We start from the raw sequence: 16,397 nt of genomic DNA, 5'->3' as shown, positions 1-16,397 counted from the left end.
CCCTCAGGCTGCCGACGTGCGGCCGCCGGGCAGTTTGGTGGTGGATTGCGCCGGGACGTCACAGCGCGCAGGCAACAGCAGGGCCATCAGCGCAGCCAGCGTCAGGGAAATCGCCAGACAGTAAACGCCCGCATCTTTGCTGTAGAACGTGATCAGCAGGCCGACGGCGTAAGGGCCGCAGAAGCCGCCGAGGTTGCCGAGGGCGTTGATTACCCCGCGCGCGCCACCCGCCATTTCTGCACTGAACAGCTTGGCAGGAATGGTCCAAAACACACCGGCTGCGGATTGCAGGAAGAACCCGCAGCCGACCAGCGCGGCGTAGGACACCCAGATGTGATTTTTCAGCATCACCGAGAGGAACATGCAGGCGGCGAAGCCAAGCAGCGGCAGGAAGACGAACAGCTTGCGTTTGCCGGTGCGATCCGAGAGGGAAGAGAACAGCAGCATCCCGGCGACAGCGCCGATGTAGGGCAGAATGGCGAGCACGCCGACCTGTCCCATCGACGAATGTGTCAGTTCTTTCAGAATGGTCGGCAGCCACAGGGTGTAGCCGTAAATACCGGTCTGATAAAAGAAGTTGAGGGCGATCAACTGCCACATGGTTTTGTTGGCCAGCACCGCGCCGAGCGAGGCGTTTCTGACCTCTTTCCCGGCGATGGCTTTCTGCTCAGCGGCCAGTGTGGAAATCAGCCAGTTTTTCTCCTCCGGCGAGATCCAGCGCGCTTCCTGCGGCCGGTCACAGACGGTCAGCATCCACATCACCAGCACCACGGCGGAGAGCAGCCCTTCGATGATGAATAGCCAGCGCCAGTCGAGTGCGCTGATGATCCAGCCGGACAGCGGGGCGGTGATGATCCCGGCGATCGGCACGAACATGATCACAATGGCGTTGGCTCTGCCGCGTTCAGCGTCCGGGAACCAGTTGCTGATCATGGTCAGTACCACCGGCAACATGCCACCTTCAGCGACGCCCAGCGCGAAGCGCAGGAACAGCAGCTGGTACTGATTTACCACCAGACCGGTGAGAATAGAAATAACGACCCACGCCACCAGCGACCAGCCGATAAATTTCTTACCGCTGCCGTGCACCGCGATTTTCCCGCCGGGCACTTGCAGGAATAAATAGCCGATAAAGAATATTCCGCCCGCCAGCCCGGCCATTGACGCTGTAATTCCTAAATCGGCATCCATTCCGCCCGGCATAGCAAAGGCGATGTTTACTCTGTCCATATAAGAAATAATACAGGCGATAAGAACAGGTGGAATTATTCTCAGCCAGCGTTGTCTGGGTATTTCTTTTAAAGATGTATGGTTTTGTAGTGTCTCAGAGTTTTTGTTCATACTGATTACCTTTATTATTAGTTACGCAGCCCGTCTTACAGACGAGCGGCTCTCCCCCTCAGATAAAAAGGGTTGTGTAGAAAAAATAAGAATGATGCGTTTGTAATTATTGTTTTTTATTGGTCGCCAGCTTCAAGGCGTTTATTCCATCCTGTAAAATGGCAATGCGATGATCGACGCTGGCGTCTTTATTGATTTCCAGTAATTTAATACCGGCGAAACTTAACGTTTCCAACGGCGCATGGCGGAACATTTCAGCGGCAAGACTGACGGTCATCAGGCTTTCAGGGCAATCCACTTCGCTGCCGGTAAAGGGCGCGAAAGGCGCGTGCAGATCCTGCCATTCGCCGTAAGCGCCGCCGGTCGCGGTGCCCGAGAACATCAGTGCGCTGAGTGCCCCGGCCTGCTGACAGGTTTGCAAATGTTCAAGCGGTAACGTGGTGTTGCGGCCTTCAATCGCAGACCGCGCCCAGTTGATGCACATCCCGGCGCTTTTTCCACTCTGCGCTTTCGCCTCGCTGATGGCCGCCAGTTCGCTCTCCAGCGGCAGAAAACCTTTGCGTGCGCCGGGCTTGTCCAGCGCATCACAATGCTCGACGATCAGCTCGCAGGGCCAGTCCCAGCTGAGGATCTCCTTTAGCGATTCGGTGAAACAGCGCGTGGCTGGCTCAATGTTTTGCGTTCCCGCCAGCGGCGCAGATTGCAATTCCACGGCCAGAATTCGTTTTCTGCCAGCGGCATCATTGGCGCTGCTGACTTTCTCAAAAATATGGCGATAGAAGCTGACGCAGGCGCGACGCAACTGCTGGTCCTCGGAGGCCAGTCCGAATCCTGGCTGCGAGCCGCGGCGGCGCATGGTTTCCATCACGCCGGTGATCACGATGTCCCATTCCTGCGGTAAATGTGTAAATAAATACGCATCTCCGGTGGGGTGTAATTCCGCCAGACAGGGTTGCTCTATTCCACGAATATCAGGAAGGTCGGCGAGTTTACGCCAGAATTCCGTTTCTTTGTTTTCAGGATGCTGATGAAATGAGGGCGCGCAAGGATAAGCGCCGACAATAAAGCTTGCGTGCTTTGGCATAATTAACTTCCCTAATGAATAACAATGGCCTTACATTGTTGAATTAACCGAGTGCATCCACCTTAACTTTGATCACCACTTTACGGATCTGGCTGATGTTATTATGAATACAGCCGGGGCGGTGCACATCCTGCGGGAAAAATATGGCATAGGAACCGGGTTTCATAATAATTTCGGATTCATTTTCCATCTGGTGATAAAAAATAATATCGCGCTCTTCCAGCAATGACTGTGATATTTCATTAGTTCCGCAATCGGCTGCCACGCCAATGATTTCATCACCCCAGGCTAAAAACTGAATATCAATATAACGGCGGTGAACTTCCGGTGGGTTTTCTGCTTTCGGTTTAGTGGTTAAATCCAGAATCTGTGCGTAAATATCTCGGCCTTCGATCTCCACCACGCCGGTGCCGAGTTGCCGGAAATCGGTCGTACGCAAAAAATTAAGCGCTTTCTCAATCGCCGCCGGTAACGGGCAGGGATTCGGGTTGCTAATATGTCCAAATAGCATGTGCCATCTCCTTATAATGCCTGGATTTTCGCCCAGACGCTGTCGTCCACGGTGATGCCGTTGCGACGGTTTTCGTCCAGCAGGCGCGTAAATTCATGCCCGGGCAGGCGAACCGCGACCTCCGGATTGTTGCGCCCGGCGCTGGTGACGTAATCCATGATGCGTTGCAGTTTTGCATCGCGTGTTGCGCCGTCAATCAGGCGGTCCACTTCTATCGCGATGAAAATTTGTGAGATGCCGTATTCGTCCGAGTTGTCTTCGGTGACTTCTGCAACGGATGCGCCGTCGGAGAGCAGGGTGGCGATCATGTCCAGTACGATGGACAAGCCTGATCCTTTCCAGTAACCCATCGGCAGAATGCGACGGTTTTTCTCGATCACGCCGGGTTCGCGGGTCAGCTCGCCGTTGTCGTCAAAGCCGCCGTCCACCGGCAGTTCGTGCCCGGCCAGACGGTTCACTTCTAACATGCCGTAGGAAAACATCGACATCGACATGTCCACCATGGTGATCGGTGAACCGGGGATGGCGATGATGAGTGGATTGGTGCCGATGCGACACTCTTTTGCGCCCCACGGCGGCATGACCGCGATGGAGTTAGTCCAGCAAATCCCGATGTAGCCTTTCTCCGCCGCCTGCCAGCCGTAGCTTCCGCCGCGCATCCAGTGATTGGCATTACGCACCGCAATCAGCCCGATGCCGTGGTCGGATGCCACCGAGATCGCGCGGTCCATCATTTTTTTGGCGGTCAGATTGCCGATCGATCGTTGTGCATCCCACTGTTCGATCGCTCCCAGCGAAAGGATCTTTTTCGCGACGGCGTCCGGGTGAATATCGCCCTGATCCAGCTGCTGAATAAAACGCGGGAACCGGTTTACGCCGTGGGAATAGACGCCGGACTCGGTGGTTTGCGCGAACATTGTGGCGCAATCAGCGGCCATTTCGGGTTTTACACCTCGTGCTAAAAGCACCCGCTCGAACTCCCTTTTTAGCTCATCAAAACTCAGTTTCATGCCTTTCTCCGCACCAGTTGTTAAATGTTTTGAGTGTTTTTAGATCTCAATATTTCACTATGTGGAATTTGATTTCAAAATCTACTCTTGTGCTGTTTATAAAACAATCCATGTGATGATTTTTAAAACGCCTTTAAATCAACAATATAAAAGGCAGATCTCAGGATCGTGATGGAAGGCACGTTTTCAGGCGAGCAAAAGCCAGCGGGGGAACAGGAGTTACTTCGCGCGTGGAGGGACTTTGCGTTACCATCGTTGAAGCATCGGCATAACAGGAAGCCATCGGGTAATGAAAGACATAGAGAATGAGCAAGTGAAGGATAAACCGGCGGGAAGTCAGAGTTTGTTTCGCGGGTTGCAACTGATCGAGATCCTCAGTAATTATCCGAATGGGTGCCCGCTGGCGCACCTTTCCGAACTGGCAGAGCTGAACAAGAGTACGGTTCACCGGCTGCTTCAGGGGCTGCAATCCTGCGGATATGTCACTCCGGCACCGGCGGCGGGCAGCTACCGTTTAACCACCAAGTTTATCTCCGTCGGACAGAAATCTCTGTCTTCGCTCAATATCATCCACGTCGCTGCGCCGCATCTGGAAGCGCTGAACCTCGCGACAGGCGAAACGGTGAACTTTTCCAGCAGGGAAGACGATCACGCCATCCTGATTTATAAACTTGAACCGACCACCGGCATGCTGCGCACCCGTGCTTATATCGGTCAGCACATGCCGCTGTACTGTTCGGCGATGGGCAAAATTTACATGGCTTACGGACATCCGGATTACGTGCCTGCTTACTGGCAAAGCCATCGCGAGCAGATCCAGCCACTGACCCGCAATACGATTGTTGAACTCAAACACATGAATCAGGAACTGGCACAGATCCGCGAACAGGGGTTGGCGATGGATCGTGAAGAGAACGAACTCGGCGTCTCCTGCCTGGCGGTGCCGGTATTTGATATCCACAACCGCGTGACCTACGCCGTTTCGATTTCACTTTCAACCGCCAAACTTGGCGTGATCGGTGAAGACGCGTTACTGAAACCTCTGAAAGACACCGCCGTAGCGATCTCCGGAGAATTGGGGTTGAAGGTGGGGTGAGGGGATGGCAATGGAAGTTACTGATTCTTTATTTTCGATATTCATTGCCACCTATTTTTCTAAATAAAAAACATAATTATTGTGTTTTAAATGAATATAAAATTAAGTATTTCGCCAGCCGCCAGCTTTTACTGATTTGTGGATACTTGTCATCCCAGACACTGGTAAACGCCATCAACGCGGCCTCCTCTTTCGGAGCCTGGTACACCGCTTTCAGCCCGCTCGTTACACGTTTATAGTCTTTCCACGACACATATTTCAGGCTGTTGCGCACCCAATGCACAAAAGCATTGAGAAACCGTGCCAGTTTTAATGATTTCACTGATGACTCATAACGCAGATAAATACAATAAAATCAATGTGATAAATGAATTCGTGGAAAGGTAAACCTGATGGGTGAGATTAACAGAGAGGGCGATCACAAAGAATAAAGCGTTAAGCAGGAATACAATATCGGGGAGAAGCAATAAAGAAAGGGAGTTTTAAAAAATCCGCAATTGCATCAATGGATTACGGATTTTCATGTCGTGAGTGTGTGGGGAGACTAAACTACCTCTTCACCGTCTTCAAAGCTGCCACGCAGCGATCGACCACGCCGTCGAACTTGTGATCGATATTCACACGCAGGACATCCGGTTCATCTTCACCCGGCTCTTCCAGCGCATCGAACTGGCTTCTCAGTAAATCGGTCGGCATGAAGTGTCCGGCGCGTGCTTTCAGGCGGTCGGCGATTACGTCAAAACTGCCTTTCATGTAGATAAACACCATGCCTTCGTTGTCTTTACGCAGCGCGTCACGGTAGCGGCGTTTCAGGGCTGAACAGACAATCACGCCAGTTTCGTTTTTATGGCGCAAGCTATAGGCCGCGTCGTTTAAACGTAACAACCACGGTGCACGATCGTCATCGTTGAGTGGCGTGCCGCTGGCCATCTTTTGAATATTGGCGCGGGGATGAAGATCATCACCGTCGATGAATTTCGCGTTGATTTCTCGGGCCAGTGCCGCGCCGACGGTGGATTTACCGCTGCCTGACACGCCCATCAGAATGATGCTTTGTCCTGCCATAAGTATGATCTCTATCCCAAAATGAAAATTTTGACTGTGTAGTGAGTCCTAATATTAGCATGTTACCGGTATCATGATACCGGTAACAAATGGAGATGTGACTAATATCACAAAGGAATGCACTGCTGTTTTAGCGGTCTCGGTCTGTACCCGTTGCACTGTTAATTCCTACAACATGTTGAAAATTAAAAACAATGCGTCGCTCACTGGATTACTGCACCGGAGCGGCAGCATGAGGGGAAAAATATGCCACTTGTTATTGTAGCGGTGGGCGTCGCACTGCTCTTATTACTGATGATTCGCTTCAAGCTCAACGGCTTCATCGCACTGATTCTGGTCGCGCTGGCGGTGGGTATCATGCAAGGCATGCCGGTCGATAAAGTTATTACCTCCATTAAAAACGGGGTCGGCGGTACGCTGGGTAGTCTGGCGCTGATCATGGGCTTTGGGGCCATGCTCGGTAAAATGCTGGCCGACTGCGGGGGGGCACAACGGATTGCCACCACGCTTATCGAGAAATTTGGTCGTGAGCACATTCAGTGGGCGATCGTGCTGACCGGTTTTATCGTTGGTTTTGCGCTGTTCTATGAAGTGGGCTTCGTGCTGATGCTGCCGCTGGTGTTCACCGTGGCAGCTGCTGCGCGTCTGCCGCTGCTGTATGTCGGCGTGCCGATGGCGGCTGCATTATCCGTTACCCACGGTTTCCTGCCTCCGCATCCGGGACCGACGGCGATCGCCACCATCTTCCACGCGGATATGGGCAAAACACTGTTGTACGGATCACTGCTGGCGGTGCCGACGGTGATTCTGGCCGGGCCTGTGTATGCGCGCTTCCTGAAAGGGATCGACAAACCGGTGCCTGAAGGCCTGTTTAACCCGAAAACCTTTACTGAAGAAGAGATGCCAAGTTTTGGCGTCAGCGTCGCGACGTCTCTGGTGCCGGTCATTCTGATGGCATTCCGCGCCGTCTGCGAAATGATCCTGCCGAAAGGCCACCCGGTGCTGGCGTACGCTGAGTTCTTTGGTGACCCGGTTATGGCCACGCTGATTGCAGTACTGATCGCCATCTTCACCTTCGGCCTGAACCGTGGCCGTAAGATGGAAGACGTGATGGCGACCGTCAGTGACTCCATTAAAATCATTGCGATGATGCTGTTGATCATCGGCGGTGGCGGTGCGTTCAAACAGGTGCTGGTCGACAGCGGTATCGAGAAATATATCGCCGCAATGATGGACGGCAGTACCTTGTCGCCAATCCTGCTGGCGTGGTCGATTGCCGCCGTTCTGCGTATTGCACTGGGATCTGCCACGGTCGCGGCCATCACGGCAGGCGGTATCGCCGCGCCGCTTATCGCCACCACGGGCGTCAGCCCTGAGCTGATGGTGATCGCCGTCGGTTCCGGCAGTGTAATTTTCTCCCACGTAAACGATCCGGGTTTCTGGCTGTTCAAGGAATACTTCAACCTGAGCATCGTCGAAACCTTCAAATCCTGGTCCGTACTGGAAACCATTATCTCCCTGTGTGGCCTCGGCGGATGTTTGTTGTTGTCGATGGTGGTGTGACGGGAAGTTGTTAGCATACAAAAGGCGAGCCATGTGGCTCGCCTTTTTCGTTTCTGACGAGAAAAACCTCGCGTTGAACTCTTACCCTGTGAGAGTATTATCCCGCCATCTTGAGTCATGGAATGAGTCATATGGAATATCTGGAGTTTATCGAAACCCCGACGTTCAGCCGCAAATGCAAAGAGCTGCTGACCGGGGAGGAATATCGCCAGTTTCAGGAATACCTTACGCATTATCCCGATGCAGGCGCGTTGATTGTCGGAACGGGCGGATGCAGAAAAATCCGTTGGGGTTATCAAAAGCGTGGAAAAAGTGCGGGTGTGCGGGCGATTTACTATTACCTGTGCGCTGATGGGCAGATTTTCATGCTGCTGGTTTATCCCAAGAGTGAGAAAGATTCTCTGACGGAAAATGAGAAATCAATTTTAAAAAACATCGTACAAAGTCTGTCGTGACACAGGAGATAGACCATGAATAAAGAATTATTTGAAGAATTGCGGCAATCGGCTGAAGAGATGATCGCTATCCGCAAAGGCGAAATGGTACCTGCGCATATCACGCGTGTTGCGATGCCTGAAGTGAAACAAATTCGTACAAAAGCGGGAGTTAAGCAGGATGAATTTGCCCGTTTGCTTGGGGTTTCGCCTTCACTTGTTCAGGCGTGGGAACAACAAAAGCGTTTGCCAAATGGCGCAGCATTGAAATTATTAAAAATGCTGGAACTGAACCCACACATTATCCAGACGCTAAAAACCATTTAAAACCGATGTAAAAAAGGCGAACCCTGTGGCTTCGCCTTTTTCGTTTTAGTTTTCTGCTAAATCTTCAAATACGCCCTGATGCCATCAAGGAACATCTGGGTCGAAAGCATAACCAGAATCAGGCCCATCAGGCGTTCGAGGGCGCTGACGCCTTTGTCACCGAGCAGACGCAGAAACAGGTTAGAAAGCAGCAGGATAGCCATCGACAGACCCCAGGCGATAAACAATGCCAGTGTCAGGTGGCTCATCTGGTTCGGGTATTGGTGTGATAACAGCATCAGCGTGGCGAGAATCGACGGACCGGCAACCAGCGGGATGGCCATTGGCACCAGGAACGGTTCTTCACCGGCGGATAAACCAGTGCTGCTTTTCTCTTCAGACGGGAAAATCATTTTGATGGCGATCAGGAAAAGAATGATGCCGCCGGAAATCGAGACGGTTTCAGTACGCAGATTCAGGAACGACAGGATTTTTTCCCCGGCGAACAGGAAGATCAGCATTAGCAGCAGGGCGATCAGCATTTCGCGGATTAGCACCACGCGGCGGCGTTTCGGGTCGAGATGTTTTAACACCGACATGAAAATCGGTAAATTGCCCAGCGGATCCATAATTAAAAACAGCAAGATGGTTGCTGAAATCATTTCGGTCATGACTACCTCAGAATGATAAAACGCCTGTTATAAGTTGTGCTGCTATTAAACGCTGCACTATTGATTAAATTCACTTGCCACTTCTAGTACATTTTGTAAGGTGGTAGACCAGCGCGGAAACAGAGCAGGGCGCATCATAAAAAGGCGCCAACTTAGTGCAAACGCGTGTTCAAGCAGTTTTACACAGCTATCACCCTCAGGGCAGGACAGTCATTATGAAAAATGTAGGTTTCGTTGGTTGGCGCGGGATGGTCGGTTCTGTACTCATGCAACGCATGATTGAAGAACGCGATTTCGACGCTATCCGTCCGGTATTCTTCTCCACCTCTCAGCACGGTCAGCCCGCTCCGGACTTTACGGGGCAGACTGGCACCTTGCAGGATGCTTATGATCTGGACGCACTGAGTGCGCTGGACATTATCATCACCTGTCAGGGCGGCGATTATACCAATGAAATCTATCCGAAGCTGCGTGAAATCGGTTGGTCAGGATACTGGATCGACGCAGCATCTTCTCTGAGAATGAAGGATGACGCGATAATCATCCTCGACCCGGTTAACAGCGCAGTGATCCATCAGGGCATCGATAAAGGTATCAAAACCTTCGTCGGCGGTAACTGTACCGTCAGCCTGATGCTGATGTCCCTCGGCGGCCTGTTTGCTAACGACCTGATCGAATGGGCGTCTGTTGCGACTTATCAGGCGGCTTCCGGCGGCGGTGCGCGCCACATGCGCGAGCTGCTGACCCAAATGGGCATGCTGCACAACAGCGTGGCGAAGGAGCTACAAAATCCTGCGTCCGCCATTCTGGATATCGAACGTAAAGTCACCGCGCTGACCCGCAGTGGCACATTGCCAACCGATAATTTCGGCGTTCCGCTGGCAGGCGGTCTGATCCCGTGGATCGATAAGCAGCTCGATAACGGCCAGACCAAAGAAGAATGGAAAGGTCAGGCGGAAACCAACAAAATTCTCGGCACGTCAAGCATCATTCCGGTAGACGGCCTGTGTGTGCGTATCGGCGCACTGCGCTGCCACAGCCAGGCGTTCACCCTGAAACTGAAAAAAGACGTGTCAATTCCTGAAATAGAGCAAATGCTGGCGACGCACAACGACTGGGTTCGCGTCATCCCGAACGATCGTGAACTGTCGATGCGCGAACTGACTCCGGCAGCGGTGACCGGCACCATGAACACGCCAGTTGGCCGTCTGCGTAAGCTGAATATGGGCCCGCAATATCTGTCTGCGTTTACCGTCGGTGACCAGTTGCTGTGGGGCGCGGCAGAGCCTTTACGCCGTATGTTACGCATTCTTCTTTAACTCGCCTGTTTACGGACAACGGCGCCGTTTTCAGCTCAACGGGACACCAGCACGGTGTCCCGTTTTTGTTTCAGTCATCAATCACTTCACCGTTTATCCGCATTTTGCCAGCGCATCTCTCTGTATTTCATTTTGAGATAAATTCCTCGGTTTCTTCCCGCTGATTTCTTCAACCTTTGTCTATGCTTAGTAGAAGAGCTATGCCTCTTTGAGAAGCCGAAACAGACACTTATTTAAAAAGTGTGAGCATGAGCGCAATCGCGCACTTTTTGGCAAAACTGAAACCGGACGAGATCACAAAGCAACGATAAAAAGGGGAGCACACTGGGTTCACGTTACGTATTGAGTACCTGAATGATTTCATTGGATTTATTGATTTAATTAATCATAGGACGAAATTCATGTCTGTACTTCCCGATCAGCACGTCATTAATCAAATTATATCGGGTCACTACGCTGATCCTTTTTCTCTGCTGGGGATGCACGCCGTCGCCGCCGGACTGGAAGTGCGCGCACTGCTGCCGGATGCCGATCAGGTCTGGGTGATTGATGCAGAGAAAGGTAAAAAAGTTGTTGAACTGCGTCGTACTGACGATCGCGGTTTTTTTGTCGGGCTGATGCCTCGCCGTAAGAATTTCTTTCGCTATCAGCTGGAAGTGCGCTGGGGCGAAAACGTCCATGTGATTGACGATGCCTACCGTTTCGGCACGCTGCTGCAGGAGCTCGATATCTGGCTGCTGTCTGAAGGCACCCACCTGCGGCCTTACGAAAAACTTGGTGCGCATCTGCAAACGCTCGATAACGTCGCGGGCGTCAGCTTTGCTGTCTGGGCGCCGAACGCCCAACGCATTTCGGTCGTCGGTGAGTTCAACTTCTGGGATGGTCGTCGTCATCCGATGCGTAAGCGTCGCGAAAACGGCATCTGGGAATTGTTCATCCCGGCGGTGAGCGAAGGCCAGCTGTATAAATTCGAAATTATTGACTGTCACGGCAATGTCAGCCTGCGCGCTGACCCGTACGCGTTTGAAGCGCAGATGCGACCGGAAACGGCATCCTGCGTCCGCAAATTGCCGGACATCGTGCCGTTTTCAGAAACGCGCAAAAAAGCCAATGCGCTGAATCAGCCGGTATCGGTATACGAAGTGCATCTGGGATCCTGGCGTCGTCATACCGACGACAACTTCTGGCTGAGCTACGGCGAGCTGGCGGAACAGCTGGTGTCCTACGCCAAATGGATGGGCTTTACCCATATCGAACTGATGCCGGTAAATGAACACCCGTTCGACGGCAGCTGGGGCTATCAGCCGCTCGGTATGTATGCGCCGACACGCCGCTTCGGCACGCCGATGGATTTTAAAGCGCTGGTGGATGCTGCACACAATGCAGGGCTGAACGTGATCCTCGACTGGGTGCCGGGGCATTTTCCCAGTGATTCCCACGGTCTGGCCGAATTCGACGGCACCGCATTGTACGAATATGCCGACCCGCGTGAAGGCTATCATCAGGACTGGAACACGCTGATTTATAACTATGGCCGTCATGAAGTACGCAACTATCTGGCGGGGAATGGTTTTTACTGGATCGAGCGTTTCGGCATTGACGGCCTGCGCGTTGATGCCGTCGCCTCAATGATTTACCGTGATTACAGCCGCAAAGCCGGTGAGTGGATCCCCAACTATTACGGTGGCCGTGAAAATCTCGAAGCCATCGCCTTCCTGAAATACACCAACCAGACCATTGGTCGCGAGCTGGGCGGTGCCGTGACGCTGGCGGAAGAATCCACCGATTATCCTGGCGTTACCATGCCGCCGGATGCCAACGGGCTCGGCTTCCACTATAAGTGGAATATGGGCTGGATGAATGACTCGCTCAAATATATGCAGCTCGATCCGGTTCATCGCAAATACCACCACAATCTCATGACGTTTGGCGTTCTTTACGCCTACAGCGAGAATTTCATTTTGCCGTTGTCGCACGATGAAGTGGTTCATGGCAAAAAATCCCTGATCGACAAAATGCCCGGCGATGCCTGGCAGAAGTTCGCCAATCTGCGCGCTTATTACGGCTTTATGTGGGCCCATCCGGGGAAAAAATTGCTGTTCATGGGCTGCGAGTTTGCGCAAGGACGCGAGTGGAATTTCAACGCCAGCCTCGACTGGCATCTGCTTGACGATCCGAATGGCTGGCACGCCGGCGTTCAGCACCTGGTACGCGATCTCAACCATACGTATCGCGACAATGCGCCGATGTACGAGCTGGATTTCAATCCTCGCGGCTTTGAGTGGCTGGTAGTAGACGATCACGCTAATTCAATTTTTGCCTTCGCGCGTCGTGACGAAAACGCCGGTGAGGTGATTGTTATCAGTAACTTTACGCCGGTGCCTCGTTACGACTATCGCATTGGCATCAGCCGTCCGGGGGTGTACCGCGAAATTCTCAATACGGATTCTCACTTCTATCACGGCAGCAACGTCGGCAACGCTGGCGCAGTCCACAGTGAAAATATCAGCCAGCATCAGCGTGAACATTCGATAAGCGTGACCATTCCGCCACTGGCGACGGTCTATTTGCGAAGGGAGCCGTAATGAAGCAGCTCGAGCCCGGTCAGCCCGCGCCATTTGGTGCGCATCTCAGAGATAACGGCGTCAATTTTTGCCTGTATTCCGCTCATGCGGAAAAAGTGGAGTTATGTCTGTTTGATGAGACCGGGAGCGAGCAGCATCTGCCGCTGACCGCACGCACAGGCAATTTGTGGCACGGATTTTTGCCGGGTGCCAAAGCCGGACAGCGTTACGGGTACCGGGTTTACGGACCGTTTGACCCGAAAAACGGCCACCGGTTTAATCCGAAAAAAGTACTGATCGACCCCAGCGCGCGGGCGATTGATGGCGTACTGCTCGACAACGCACGGTTCACCGGCGGCGTCGATGCGCCGGACGATCGCGACAGCGCGGTTGTCGCGCCGAAATCGGTGGTCGTCGCCGGGAAATTTGACTGGGAAGACGACAAACCGCCCGCCACGCCGTGGGGCGACACCGTGATTTACGAAGCGCATGTACGTGGCCTGACCCGTCAGCACCCGCGCATCCCGGCGGCACAGCGCGGCACCTACGCCGGGCTGGCGCATCCGGTCATGCTTGAGTATTTGCAGCATCTTGGCGTCACCGCCATCGAGCTTTTACCGGTGCAGCATCATGCTGATGAACCGCGCCTGCAACGCCTTGGACTGACTAATTACTGGGGGTACAACGTGCTGGCTCCCTGCGCCGTAGACCCGCGTTATGCCAGCGGTCTGGGGGGTGTTTCGGCGCTGAGCGAATTTAAATCGGCGGTGAAGGCGCTGCATCAGGCGGGGATCGAAGTGATTCTCGACGTGGTGTTTAACCACAGCGCTGAACTGGCTATCGACGGGCCGTTTATCTCGTTTCGCGGTATCGACAACGCCAGCTGGTACTGGCTGAACGAAGATGGTTCCGATAACAACATGACCGGCTGCGGCAATTCGCTGCGGCTGGTGGATGACGAGGTGATCGCCTGGACACTCGACTGCCTGCATTACTGGGTGCGCGAATGTCACGTTGACGGCTTTCGGTTCGATTTGGCGACGCTGCTCGGCAGAACGCCGGCGTTCACTGCGCAATCGCCGCTGTTCGAGGCTATTAAGCAGGATGCCGTACTGTCGCAGGTGAAGCTGATTGCCGAACCGTGGGACATCGGCACCGGCGGTTATCAGTTGGGGAATTTCCCCGCACCTTTTGCTGAATGGAACGACGTCTGGCGCGATGAGATGCGTCAGTTCTGGCTGCACGGCGATGTCTCTATCGGGAAGTTTGCTGGTCGCGTTGCGGCGTCAGCGGATAAGTTCGACCCGACGCAGCGCGAATCTTATGCCAGCATCAACATGCTCACCGCGCACGATGGCTTCACACTGCGCGATGTGGTCAGTTTTAACCAGAAACATAACCAGGCCAACGGCGAAGAAAACCGTGACGGCCATAACGAGAACTTCAGCCAAAACCACGGCGAGGAAGGGCTGGAGGCTTCTGCAGACGTCTTGCAGCAGCGACGGCTCAGCCAGCGTGCGCTGCTGGCGACGCTGTTTTTGTCACAAGGCACGCCGATGTTGCTGGCCGGTGACGAGCATGGCAACAGCCAGCTGGGCAACAACAACGCCTACTGTCAGGACAATCCGCTGACCTGGCTCGACTGGGAAAATGCGGATGAAAGCCTGACGGCCTACGTTTGCGCGCTGATTGCGCTGCGCCGGAAAATTCCTGCGCTAACGCAAAACCGCTGGTGGCAGGACGACAGTGGCGACGTGCAATGGCTGAATCAACAGGGGCAACCGATGAGCATCGGCGACTGGGAGCAGGGGCCGCAGCAATGGCTGCAAATTCGCCTGTCACAACGCTGGCTACTTATCGTGAATGCTTCTCTGCACGAGGTGGACGTGCAACTGCCGCCGGGAAACTGGCAGCCGGTGGCACCGTTCAACAGCGTGCTTTTTGACGAGGAACCCCGACGCGTCATGGAAGGCTCGCAATGGCGGGCAGCAGCGAAAACCCTCTGTGTCCTACAAGATTTCACTCCACAGAGTCGGTAACTATAAAAACGAAGGAGTCAGATATGGCTACATTAGATAACCGGGACCCGGTCATGCTGGCGCGACAATTGCCGCTGAAATCCGTGGCATTGATTCTTGCCGGGGGACGTGGTTCACGACTGAAAGATTTAACGGCAACCCGGGCCAAGCCTGCCGTTCACTTTGGTGGGAAATTCCGCATTATTGATTTCGCCCTGTCGAATTGCCTGAATTCGGGCATCCGGCGCATCGGCGTGATCACGCAATATCAGTCGCATACGCTGGTTCAGCATATTCAGCGCGGCTGGTCTTTTCTCAACGAAGAAATGAACGAGTTTGTGGATCTGCTTCCGGCGCAGCAGCGCCACAGTACCGAGCACTGGTACAAAGGTACTGCCGATGCGGTGTATCAGAATCTGGATATTATCCGCCGCTATAACGCCGAATTCGTGGTGATCCTGGCGGGCGATCATATCTACAAAATGGATTACTCGCGGATGCTGATCGACCACGTGCAGAAGGGCGGTGAATGTACCGTTGCCTGTCTCGCGGTGCCGATTGCCGAGGGCAGCGAGTTTGGCGTGATGGACGTCAGTGATGACTACCACATCAAAAGTTTTGTTGAGAAACCGCAAAATCCGCCACCAATGCCAGGTCATCCCGATATGGCGCTGGCGAGTATGGGCATCTACATTTTTAATGCAGACTATCTTTTTAGGATCCTCGAAGAAGATATGGCGGATGAAGGATCCAGCCACGATTTCGGTAAAGACCTGATCCCTAAACTCACGGCGCAGGGCGTGGCGCGGGCGCACCCGTTCAGCCTGTCCTGCGTGACGCAAAATGAAGAACTACCGCCGTACTGGCGTGATGTCGGCACTCTTGACGCTTACTGGCGCGCCAATCTGGATCTGGCATCGGTCACGCCGGAGCTGGACATGTATGACCGGGACTGGCCGATCCGCACGCACATGGAACCGCTACCGCCAGCCAAATTTGTGCAGGATCGTTCGGGCAGCCACGGCATGACCATGAACTCGCTGGTAGCCGGAGGCTGCATCGTGTCGGGCTCGGTGGTGGTGCATTCAGTGCTGTTCCCCCGTGTGAGAATCAATTCTTTCTGCAATATTGATTCAACGATTATTTTGCCGGATGTGAACGTCGGGCGTTCCTGCCGTTTACGTAAATGTGTGATTGATCGCGCCTGCCAGATCCCCGAAGGCATGGTGATTGGTGAGAACGCCGATGAAGACAGCCGCCGCTTTTACCGTTCCGAAGGCGGTGTAGTGCTGGTGACGCGCGCGATGCTGGCGAAGCTGTGATGTTGGCCACAAGCCTAAACGGACTTTTTTAGAACAGATTGTGTCATGCAGTATTTTTCGTCATCCCGGTGAAGGCCGGGATGACCGGGATAA

General features: G+C 53.5%; 14 protein-coding genes and 1 pseudogene. 8 read left to right on the top strand and 7 right to left on the bottom strand.

What is annotated here, in order from left to right; genetic code table 11:
• Window positions 1–3: 3 nt before the first annotated feature.
• The 4 genes from GE278_19715 to GE278_19700 all read right to left on the bottom strand — a co-directional run bounded on the left by GE278_19715 (window position 4) and on the right by GE278_19700 (window position 3,946).
• Window positions 4–1,341, bottom strand: a complete 1,338-nt coding sequence (locus tag GE278_19715) for an MFS transporter (protein QLK62838.1) — start codon at window positions 1,339–1,341, stop codon at window positions 4–6.
• Window positions 1,342–1,447: 106 nt separating this feature from the next.
• On the bottom strand, window positions 1,448–2,425 hold the full coding sequence (locus GE278_19710) for a DUF4862 family protein (protein ID QLK62837.1): 978 nt from the start codon (window positions 2,423–2,425) through the stop codon (window positions 1,448–1,450).
• Between the two features lie 43 nt (window positions 2,426–2,468).
• A complete protein-coding gene (locus GE278_19705) occupies window positions 2,469–2,936 on the bottom strand; it encodes a YhcH/YjgK/YiaL family protein (GenBank protein ID QLK62836.1) in 468 nt (155 codons plus the stop codon).
• A gap of 11 nt (window positions 2,937–2,947) precedes the next feature.
• A complete protein-coding gene (locus GE278_19700) occupies window positions 2,948–3,946 on the bottom strand; it encodes a 3-dehydro-L-gulonate 2-dehydrogenase (GenBank protein ID QLK62835.1) in 999 nt (332 codons plus the stop codon).
• A gap of 289 nt (window positions 3,947–4,235) precedes the next feature.
• Between GE278_19700 and GE278_19695 the strand changes: the two genes are divergently transcribed.
• Entirely contained in the window at window positions 4,236–5,042 is an 807-nt protein-coding gene (locus GE278_19695) for a helix-turn-helix domain-containing protein (protein QLK62834.1), read from the top strand.
• 118 nt (window positions 5,043–5,160) lie between these two features.
• On the opposite strand, the pseudogene GE278_19690 reads toward GE278_19695, so the two are convergent.
• Both GE278_19690 and GE278_19685 read right to left on the bottom strand, forming a co-directional pair.
• A pseudogene (locus GE278_19690) lies at window positions 5,161–5,325 on the bottom strand (IS256 family transposase).
• Between the two features lie 266 nt (window positions 5,326–5,591).
• A complete protein-coding gene (locus tag GE278_19685) occupies window positions 5,592–6,107 on the bottom strand; it encodes an AAA family ATPase (protein ID QLK62833.1) in 516 nt (171 codons plus the stop codon).
• A 246-nt stretch (window positions 6,108–6,353) separates the two neighbouring features.
• Between GE278_19685 and gntT the strand changes: the two genes are divergently transcribed.
• The 3 genes from gntT to GE278_19670 all read left to right on the top strand — a co-directional run bounded on the left by gntT (window position 6,354) and on the right by GE278_19670 (window position 8,431).
• Window positions 6,354–7,670, top strand: coding sequence for a gluconate transporter (gene gntT, locus GE278_19680; GenBank protein QLK62832.1), 1,317 nt, complete (start codon window positions 6,354–6,356; stop codon window positions 7,668–7,670).
• Window positions 7,671–7,801: 131 nt separating this feature from the next.
• Window positions 7,802–8,125 (top strand): addiction module toxin RelE, encoded by a 324-nt coding sequence (locus tag GE278_19675; GenBank protein QLK63357.1) that lies wholly within the window; start codon window positions 7,802–7,804, stop codon window positions 8,123–8,125.
• 15 nt (window positions 8,126–8,140) lie between these two features.
• The gene (locus GE278_19670; protein ID QLK62831.1) at window positions 8,141–8,431 is read left to right on the top strand and encodes a helix-turn-helix domain-containing protein; all 291 of its coding nucleotides are present in this window, start codon (window positions 8,141–8,143) and stop codon (window positions 8,429–8,431) included.
• A 56-nt stretch (window positions 8,432–8,487) separates the two neighbouring features.
• Here the strand turns inward: GE278_19670 and GE278_19665 are convergent, their stop codons facing one another.
• Window positions 8,488–9,072 carry a YhgN family NAAT transporter gene (locus GE278_19665; protein QLK63356.1) on the bottom strand — a complete coding sequence of 195 codons (585 nt, stop codon included), beginning with the start codon at window positions 9,070–9,072 and terminating at the stop codon, window positions 8,488–8,490.
• A 224-nt stretch (window positions 9,073–9,296) separates the two neighbouring features.
• On the opposite strand from GE278_19665, the gene asd reads away from it, so the two are divergent.
• From asd to glgC, 4 genes are all read left to right on the top strand, one after another.
• Window positions 9,297–10,400 carry an aspartate-semialdehyde dehydrogenase gene (gene asd, locus GE278_19660; GenBank protein ID QLK62830.1) on the top strand — a complete coding sequence of 368 codons (1,104 nt, stop codon included), beginning with the start codon at window positions 9,297–9,299 and terminating at the stop codon, window positions 10,398–10,400.
• Window positions 10,401–10,801: 401 nt separating this feature from the next.
• Window positions 10,802–12,985, top strand: coding sequence for a 1,4-alpha-glucan branching enzyme (gene glgB, locus GE278_19655; protein QLK62829.1), 2,184 nt, complete (start codon window positions 10,802–10,804; stop codon window positions 12,983–12,985).
• Window positions 12,985–15,003, top strand: a complete 2,019-nt coding sequence (gene glgX / locus GE278_19650) for a glycogen debranching protein GlgX (GenBank protein QLK62828.1) — start codon at window positions 12,985–12,987, stop codon at window positions 15,001–15,003. The genes glgB and glgX overlap by 1 nt, the downstream gene beginning before the upstream one ends.
• Before the next feature lie 23 nt (window positions 15,004–15,026).
• Window positions 15,027–16,304: a glucose-1-phosphate adenylyltransferase gene (gene glgC, locus GE278_19645; GenBank protein ID QLK62827.1), complete on the top strand. Its 1,278-nt coding sequence runs from the start codon at window positions 15,027–15,029 to the stop codon at window positions 16,302–16,304.
• The last annotated feature ends 93 nt before the right edge of the window (window positions 16,305–16,397 follow it).

Source organism: Enterobacteriaceae bacterium Kacie_13 (genome assembly GCA_013457415.1).
Taxonomy (GTDB): domain Bacteria; phylum Pseudomonadota; class Gammaproteobacteria; order Enterobacterales; family Enterobacteriaceae; genus Rahnella.
Note: the sequence above shows the minus strand (reverse complement) of the source record. Positions and strands in the feature narration are given on the sequence as shown.

What these genes read in the sequence shown, in the direction of transcription:
- GE278_19715 (QLK62838.1), bottom strand. Translation starts at nt 1,341, where the DNA reads ATGAACAAAAACTCTGAGACACTACAAAACCATACATCTTTAAAAGAA.
- GE278_19710 (QLK62837.1), bottom strand. Translation starts at nt 2,425, where the DNA reads ATGCCAAAGCACGCAAGCTTTATTGTCGGCGCTTATCCTTGCGCGCCC.
- GE278_19705 (QLK62836.1), bottom strand. Translation starts at nt 2,936, where the DNA reads ATGCTATTTGGACATATTAGCAACCCGAATCCCTGCCCGTTACCGGCG.
- GE278_19700 (QLK62835.1), bottom strand. Translation starts at nt 3,946, where the DNA reads ATGAAACTGAGTTTTGATGAGCTAAAAAGGGAGTTCGAGCGGGTGCTT.
- GE278_19695 (QLK62834.1), top strand. Translation starts at nt 4,236, where the DNA reads ATGAAAGACATAGAGAATGAGCAAGTGAAGGATAAACCGGCGGGAAGT.
- GE278_19685 (QLK62833.1), bottom strand. Translation starts at nt 6,107, where the DNA reads ATGGCAGGACAAAGCATCATTCTGATGGGCGTGTCAGGCAGCGGTAAA.
- gntT (QLK62832.1), top strand. Translation starts at nt 6,354, where the DNA reads ATGCCACTTGTTATTGTAGCGGTGGGCGTCGCACTGCTCTTATTACTG.
- GE278_19675 (QLK63357.1), top strand. Translation starts at nt 7,802, where the DNA reads ATGGAATATCTGGAGTTTATCGAAACCCCGACGTTCAGCCGCAAATGC.
- GE278_19670 (QLK62831.1), top strand. Translation starts at nt 8,141, where the DNA reads ATGAATAAAGAATTATTTGAAGAATTGCGGCAATCGGCTGAAGAGATG.
- GE278_19665 (QLK63356.1), bottom strand. Translation starts at nt 9,072, where the DNA reads ATGATTTCAGCAACCATCTTGCTGTTTTTAATTATGGATCCGCTGGGC.
- asd (QLK62830.1), top strand. Translation starts at nt 9,297, where the DNA reads ATGAAAAATGTAGGTTTCGTTGGTTGGCGCGGGATGGTCGGTTCTGTA.
- glgB (QLK62829.1), top strand. Translation starts at nt 10,802, where the DNA reads ATGTCTGTACTTCCCGATCAGCACGTCATTAATCAAATTATATCGGGT.
- glgX (QLK62828.1), top strand. Translation starts at nt 12,985, where the DNA reads ATGAAGCAGCTCGAGCCCGGTCAGCCCGCGCCATTTGGTGCGCATCTC.
- glgC (QLK62827.1), top strand. Translation starts at nt 15,027, where the DNA reads ATGGCTACATTAGATAACCGGGACCCGGTCATGCTGGCGCGACAATTG.